We start from the raw sequence: 740 nt of genomic DNA on the forward strand, positions 1-740 counted from the left end.
ATGAGCACAGAACGCAACTACGACAAAGAGATCTCGGACGCGGCCGACCACCAGTATGCGTATGGCTTCGACTTCGACGTGATGCATCCGTACATGCTGCGGTCGTTCGAGCCGTTCATCCGGCCGGGCAAGGTGCTGGAGCTGGGCAGCTTCAAGGGTGATTTCACGCGGCGCCTGGTGGCGCGCTTCGATGACGTGACCTGCGTGGAGGCCTCCGAAGTGGCGCTCAACGAGGCGAAGAAGCGGCTGGGCGACAAGGCGCAGTTCATTCATTCGCGCTTCGAGGATGCGACGCTGCCGCACCGTTACGACAACATCGTGCTCACGCACGTGCTGGAGCACCTGGACGATCCGGTCAAGGTGCTCAAGCGGATCAACGACGAGTGGCTGAGCGACGACGGGCGCTTCTTTCTGGTGTGCCCGAACGCGAACGCGCCTTCGCGGCAGATCGCGGTGAAGATGGGGCTGATCACCCACAATGCGGCGGTCACGCCAGCAGAGGCGCAGCACGGCCACCAGTGCACCTATTCGCTGGACACGCTGGAGCGTGACGCGGTTGCGGCGGGGCTGCGGGTGGTGCATCGCAGCGGGATCTTTTTCAAGGCGCTGGCCAACTTCCAGTGGGACCGGCTGCTCAAGACCGACATCATCTCCAAGGAGTACCTGGAAGGCTGCTACCAGCTCGGACAGGTCTACCCGGACCTGTGCTCCAGCATCTTCCTGCTGTGCGAACGCGGAAC

Annotated in this window: 1 protein-coding gene; it reads left to right on the forward strand. The window is 62.8% G+C overall.

Features of this window, described 5'->3' with window-relative positions:
• Positions 1-740 (forward strand): bifunctional 2-polyprenyl-6-hydroxyphenol methylase/3-demethylubiquinol 3-O-methyltransferase UbiG (locus DBV14_RS32815; RefSeq protein WP_148092465.1); only part of this gene is annotated, 740 nt, incomplete at both ends.

It is taken from the genome of Variovorax sp. KBW07 (genome assembly GCF_003852515.1).
Lineage (GTDB): Bacteria > Pseudomonadota > Gammaproteobacteria > Burkholderiales > Burkholderiaceae_C > Variovorax.